Origin of the sequence: Dokdonella sp. (assembly GCF_051958935.1) — a bacterium.
Classification (GTDB): Bacteria; Pseudomonadota; Gammaproteobacteria; order Xanthomonadales; family Rhodanobacteraceae; genus Dokdonella_A.
The window spans coordinates 1-6,325 of the sequence record NZ_JBQCFP010000050.1 but is presented as its reverse complement, the minus strand read 5'-3'; the positions used below and the strand labels follow the sequence as shown (position 1 = coordinate 6,325).

At 69.4% G+C, this 6,325-nt stretch carries 4 protein-coding genes and 1 tRNA gene; 1 reads left to right on the top strand and 4 read right to left on the bottom strand.

Annotated elements, in window-relative coordinates; translation table 11 throughout:
* The coding region (locus ACTHK2_RS04395) for an OmpW/AlkL family protein (protein ID WP_440244478.1) at window positions 1–251 on the bottom strand (251 nt) is incomplete at its 3' end.
* Between the two features lie 497 nt (window positions 252–748).
* A tRNA-Ile gene (locus ACTHK2_RS04390) sits at window positions 749–824 on the bottom strand.
* A 327-nt stretch (window positions 825–1,151) separates the two neighbouring features.
* Here ACTHK2_RS04390 and ACTHK2_RS04385 point away from each other — a divergent pair.
* Window positions 1,152–3,488: a hypothetical protein gene (locus tag ACTHK2_RS04385; RefSeq protein WP_440244477.1), complete on the top strand. Its 2,337-nt coding sequence runs from the start codon at window positions 1,152–1,154 to the stop codon at window positions 3,486–3,488.
* Between the two features lie 45 nt (window positions 3,489–3,533).
* On the opposite strand, the gene ACTHK2_RS04380 is transcribed toward ACTHK2_RS04385, so the two are convergent.
* The gene (locus ACTHK2_RS04380; protein WP_440244476.1) at window positions 3,534–5,528 is read right to left on the bottom strand and encodes a S8 family serine peptidase; all 1,995 of its coding nucleotides are present in this window, start codon (window positions 5,526–5,528) and stop codon (window positions 3,534–3,536) included.
* A 242-nt stretch (window positions 5,529–5,770) separates the two neighbouring features.
* Window positions 5,771–6,325, bottom strand: a 555-nt coding sequence (locus ACTHK2_RS04375) for a sigma-70 family RNA polymerase sigma factor (protein ID WP_440244475.1), incomplete at its 5' end; no start/stop codon positions are given.

Genomic DNA, 6,325 nt, shown 5'->3' with positions numbered 1-6,325 from the left:
ACGTCGTGCTCGAACGGCAGCGCCGCGAGCACCTCGATGCCGAGGTTCCCCGTCACCGAGTATTCGAGCGTCACGCTCGGGCTCCACGAAGAATCGACGTCCGCCGCGAGCGTGCCGCCCGCGAGGTGGCCGTTGCCGGATTTCGGATCGACCGCGTGAAGGCCAACCTTGACCTGCCAGTCGCCTTGTTCGGCGTGCGCGGCAGTAGCGCCGACGGCCAACATGATCGCCAGGGGCAGCTTGCGCAACATGGTGATGCTCCGTTCGAGTGGGAAAGTTCGTGAACGGAATCTTCGGAGCGCGCGGTATGGCGCACTTGATGCACATCAACTCGGGTCGGGGGTGCGACGTCGCGCCGCATCCCGCCCACGCGTGACCGCGGTACCGGCGGCGCCGGCTGTTCGGATGAGCAATGCCGGCGGAGACGGCTGCCCCTACGAGTGTGGAGAAGCGTCGCACGGGGCGTTGCTGGTGCGGGGCTGGCGTGCGTGCGATCGATTGCCGCGGGAGCACGCCAGCGGCGAACTCGATCGCGTGACCCTAGCTGGCAGGCAGCTCAGCAGGGGTGTGAGTTAAGCCCCTGAGTGAGTACCGCGCCGAGTGACGGGCGCCGCACTCACAACTCCTACTCACAGCTTCACCGGAAATCGCTGGACGGTGTCGGACCATGCCGGCCGATGAATCGTGTGCATTATTGGGGATTTTCCGCCGACGCCGGACAACCTTGGACATCGATGGACTGGTTAGGTGGTGGGCCCGCTCGGATTCGAACCGAGGACCAAGGGATTATGAGTCCCCTGCACTAACCGCTGTGCTACAGGCCCGAAATGGCCCGCGAGTGTAACTGCGGGCGGGCGTGGCGACGAGTCCGCGTGGCAGCGCGGGTGGTCACGCGGGCGCCCGCCTTGCAGCGCCGCCGTGGACGCGACCGCGGGAGCAGCGGTGCACCATCGAGAATGCAGATCTGCCCGCCCCAGCGGGCGGCTCGGTGATGCGCGCAATCCAGCCAGAGCACGCGCGAATGATCGCCGCGCAACGGATTCCTCATGCCCGACGAATGCCGACCGCGCCGGCGGAGCCCATGCTCGACGACGGCGCAGGGTCGTGGCCGTGCGTCGCATGCGTGGACACCACCAGAGCGAGGGGAACCCATGTCATTCCGCATACACCGCGAGGCTCCAGCGCCGCGGCCGACCGTTCATGCGCCGCTCCGCCGGCGCACCATCGTCGCGCTGTGCGCGGCCTTCGCCACGTCGGTCGCCTGCGCGGCGGTCGCGGCCCCACGCGGCACCGGCATCGACCTCTCGGTCACGCTCGGCACCGACCTCGCCGATGGCGCCTGCGGCGGCGCCACCGAGCTCGAAGTGACCCGGCTCGACCTGGTCAACTTCTGCTACGTCGTGACCAACCATTCGGCGACGACGCTCGCCTGGCATACGCTCGCCGACGACGTCTCCGGCGTGCTGCTCAGCGCCGTGCCGATGCAGCTCGCGCCGGGTGCGAGCCGGCAGTACAACCGCATCGTCACCGCGCGCGAGTCGCAGGCGCCGGAGTCGCACTGGACCGCGTACGACGTGCATCCCGGCTACGCCTTCAGGGCGAACGTGCTCGCCGGCGAGCGCATCTTCGGTGATGGCTTCGACCCGGCAGGCGATGGCGAGCCGGTTTACGATTTCGTCGACATCAGCGGCATCGGCACGCCGCTCGGGCTCGAGGACGACGACAGCACGGCCGAGGTCGATGTCGGCTTTTCGTTCTCCTACTACGGCCTCACTGCCGATCGCCTGCGCGTCGCGTACAACGGCGGCATCCTGTTCAACCTCGACGCGGGCTGGTTCACGCCACAGAACGAGCCGCTGCCTGCGGCCGACCTCGGCGCGGCGATCCTGCCGTACTGGACCGACATCTATTACCAGCAGCCCGAGGACGGCGACATCTACGTCGCGACGCTCGGCAGTGCACCGAACCGGCGCTTCGTGGTCGAGTGGTTCAACCTGCCGATCATGATCGGCGGCATCCAGCAGGACAGCGCGACCTTCGAGGTCGTGCTTCACGAAGGCAGCAACGCGATCCTGTTCCAGTACGCCGATAGCGACGTCGGCGATCCCGCGCGCAACGACGGCATCAGCACGACGATCGGCCTCAACGCGCCGGCCGGTGTCGACGCGGCGCTGCAGTACTCGTACAAGACCGCCTCGGTCGGCGCGGGCAAGGCGATCCTGTTCTCGCCGACGACGCCGGTCGCCTACACGGCGAGTGCCGGGGTCGTGCTCGACGTCGGCGTGCCGCAGATCGTCGTCACGCCGGCGCAGTTCGACGTCGGTGCGGCCGCGGGGACGTCGACGAGCGCGACGCTCGACATCGGCAACGTCGGCAACCGGGCGCTGACCTGGAACATCGCCTCGTTCGAAAGCGACTCGCACCTGCCCACGACGACGCGCTACACGGTGCCGCTCGGCGATCCCGCGGCGACCAGCGCGATGCCCGCGCCGCGGCAGAAGTCCCGTCCTGCGAAGACGCCGCGCGCGCACGTACCGCAGGCCGAAGGCGCCGCCGCGTTCGCGATCGATTTCGGCACGTCCTCACTGGTCAGCCTCGACGCGACGCATCCGGAGACGATCATGCCGGTCGCCGGCGTCGGCGACCTCATCCTGGGCGCGGGCGAGTTCGTGGACGAAGACTTCACGAAGTTGTACGCGATCGATCACTACAGCTGGCACCTGCTCACGCTCGACACGCGCGACGGTTCCGTCACCGTGATCGGCACCGCCGTCTTGCAGGCCGGTGCGGGCATCGACTGGGCGGGACTCGCGTGGGACGCCTCGACCGGCACGCTGTACGCATCCGCCTACGCGCAGGGGCGCTTCGGCATCGACGCGTACCTCTACACGATCGATCCCCTCACCGCGGCCGCGACCCTGGTCGGGCGCATCGATGGCATCGGCGACCCGACCAATGGCACGCTCGTCGTCGACATCGCGGTCGATGCCGAAGGCCACATGTACGGCGTCGACCTCGTCGCCGACGACTTCGTCGCGATCGACAAGGCAAACGCGCATACCGCCGTCGTCGCCTCGCTCGGCTTCGACGCGAACTACGCGCAAGGGCTCGATGTCGACGACTACAGCGGCACGCTCTACTACGCCGCGTTCAACAACAGCATCGGCGAAGCGCAGATGTACACGATCGAGCCGTCGACCGGCGCGCTGACCCTCGTCGATGCGATCGGCGCCGACCCGACGCAGACCCAGCTCGCCGCGTTCGCGCTCGCGCGCCTGGGCGGCGTGTGCGCGTACCCGAACGACGTGCCGTGGCTCAGCTACTCGACCACGCGCGGCTCGACCGAACCGGGCGCGACGACGCCCGTGACGGTGGGCTTCGATGCGTCGACGCTCGCGCCGGGCACGTACCACGCGAACGTCTGCATCGCGAACAATGACCTCGCCCACCGGCGCGTGGCGGTGCCGGTCACGTTCACGGTGAACTGAAACGACGGCGGCGCCGCATGCGCGGCGCCGCCGGAAATCGCACGATCAGGGGCCGTCGAAGCCGTCGACGAAGATCGTGTCGTTGGCGTCGGGTGCGAACGTCGCGTTGACCGCGCAATCGGCATGGATCGCGTCGGTAGCGTAGCCGTCGCCGCCGCTCGGCGTAACGGTACAGGTGTCGCCGACGACACTGGCGACGACGTAGCCCGTATCGGGCGTGACCGTGAGGACCGCGCTCGTGCCCGCATCGATCGTCTGCGAAGCGGGGGTGATCGAACCGTTCGGACCGGCGCTCGCGCTCACGGTCCAGGTGTCGATCGCGAAGCTCGCGACGACCGTGCAATCGGCAGTGATCGCGCCCGTCGTGTAGACGTTGCCCGCGAGCGAGCCGGCCGGGCAGGTGCCGCCGATCGGCGTCGCGACGTGGAAGTCCGCCGCCGGCGCGAGCGTGAACGCGATCGTGGCGCCGTCGGCGACCGTCTGCGCGGTCGACGGCGAGATCGTGCCGTTGCCGCCGGCGACGCTCGGCGTGACGGTATGGTTCGTGGTCATCGTCGCCTGCGCCGCGGCGAGCACGTCGATGCGGCCCCAGCCGACCTGGTAGTTCGGATGGTTCGCCATGGTGAGGCCGCCGCAGCCGGAGTTCGACGGATCGGTCACGCCTGCAGTGGCCGCGGTGCTGCGCAGCAGCTCGCCGATCTGGTCGGGATGGCCCTTGAGCGCCGGATTGACCGACATCAGCAGCGCGGCCGCACCGGCGACGTGCGGCGTGGCCATGCTGGTGCCGCTCTTGGTGCCGTAGCTGGTCGTGCTCGCATTCGTCGCCGAGCGCGTGCTCACGCCCGGCGCCGAGGCGTCCGGGCGGATCGTCGTGACGCCGCTGACCGGGCCACGGCTGGAGAACGAGGCGACGCGATCCTGGCTGTCGGTCGCACCGACGACGAACGCCGAGTCGTAGATCGCGGGCGGGTCGGTGATCGTGCTGCAGCTCGGGCCGTCGTTCGCCGCGGCGGCCGCGAAGAAGATGCCGCCGGCGACGAGGTTGTCGACCGCGGTCTTGATCTCGGTGCCGGTCGTGCAGCCTTCGCTCGGCGGGCAGGTCCACGAATTGCTGATCACGTCCGGCGCGAGGTCCGGGTCGGGGTTCTGCCCGGCGAGGTCGGTCGGCGCGAGCATCCACTGCATGCACTCGATGTAGCGCGCCGGCGTGCCGGTGCCTGCGTCCATGTTGCGGCAGCCGATCCACTTCGCGCCGGGCGCGACGCCGATCTGGTTGGTGCCGCCGTCGTCGCCGGCGAAGGTGCCCGCGGTGTGCGTGCCGTGGCTGTTGTCGTCGCACGGCGCTGGCGCATTGTTGCCGCAGACGTTGCCGACCGAATCGTGGATCGAGTCGTGCCAGGTGTAGTTGTGGTCGGCACTCGTGCCGTTCCAGCCGCGGTAGTGCGGTTTCAGCGCGGCGTGGTCCCAGCGGTAGCCGGTGTCCTCGCCCGCGATGACGACGCCCTGGCCGGTGTAGCCGAGGGCCCATACGGCCGGGGCGTTGATCTTGTTGACGCCGTATTCGATCGCCTCGATCGCGTCCGGCTGCGAGGTCGCCGTTTCGTCGGGCGGAAGCGCGTGCTGGAAGCGCGGATTCGGCTCCACCCGCACGACGTCGCGGCGCGTCGCGAGTTCGGCGAGGTCGGCGCTCGATACGCGCGCCCAGACGAGGTTGGAGATCCAGTACGCGCGATGCTCGATGCCGCGTTCGCGCAGCCACGCGATGAGGTCCGCCTGCTGCGAGTCCGCGCGCGCGCGCAGCGCGTCGACGAGGGCGCGGCGGCGCACGAGGTAGTCGGCATCGGGGCCGAGCGGCGCGAGCACGGGCGTGGCCTGGTCGGGCAGCACGATCAGCGCGTCGACGCGACCGGCCGCGTCGGCCTCGATCGCGAGCGACGGGCTGATCTCGGCGGCGAGCGCCTGGCTGCAGGCGAGCGTGAGCGCGCACAGCGCGAGGCCCCGCGTGGAACGACGGATCGACGGAACGGCAGGATGTTTCATGGACTCTCCCCAGGCACGACGGTGGCGACCGCAAGGTCGGAACACGGCGCAGGGGCGGACGCATCGACCGCAGCCCCCGCCGCGGTCGACCTGCTGGGCGTCACCACCCCGGCCGAGCGCCCGAGTCTACCGCGACGCAGGCGGCGCGGCGCAGGCGCCTCGACGGCTCGGCCGACCCGGGGAAGGCCCGAATGAAAACGCCCGCGACCGGCGCGGGCGTTTCGTGGCAGGGCAGCGCCGGATCAGTCGATGTCGAGGAACGAGCGCAGCTGCTCCGAACGGCTCGGGTGGCGCAGCTTGCGCAGTGCCTTCGCTTCGATCTGGCGGATGCGCTCGCGCGTGACGTCGAACTGCTTGCCGACCTCTTCCAGCGTGTGGTCGGTGTTCATGTCGATGCCGAAGCGCATGCGCAGCACCTTCGCCTCGCGCGGGGTGAGGCCGGCGAGCACGTCGCGCACGGTTTCCATGAGGCCGATATTGGTCGACGACTCGATCGGCGAGACGATCGTCGAGTCCTCGATGAAGTCGCCGAGGTGCGAATCCTCGTCGTCGCCGATCGGCGTCTCCATCGAGATCGGTTCCTTGGCGATCTTGAGCACCTTGCGGATCTTGTCCTCGGGCATCTCCATCTTGATCGCGAGCTCGTCCGGAGTCGGCTCGCGGCCCATCTCCTGCAGCATCTGGCGGCTGATGCGGTTGAGCTTGTTGATCGTCTCGATCATGTGCACCGGAATGCGGATCGTGCGCGCCTGGTCGGCGATCGAGCGCGTGATCGCCTGGCGGATCCACCAGGTCGC

Coding starts and splice junctions, on each gene's coding strand:
- ACTHK2_RS04385 (WP_440244477.1), top strand. CDS start 1,152: ATGTCATTCCGCATACACCGCGAGGCTCCAGCGCCGCGGCCGACCGTT.
- ACTHK2_RS04380 (WP_440244476.1), bottom strand. CDS start 5,528: ATGAAACATCCTGCCGTTCCGTCGATCCGTCGTTCCACGCGGGGCCTC.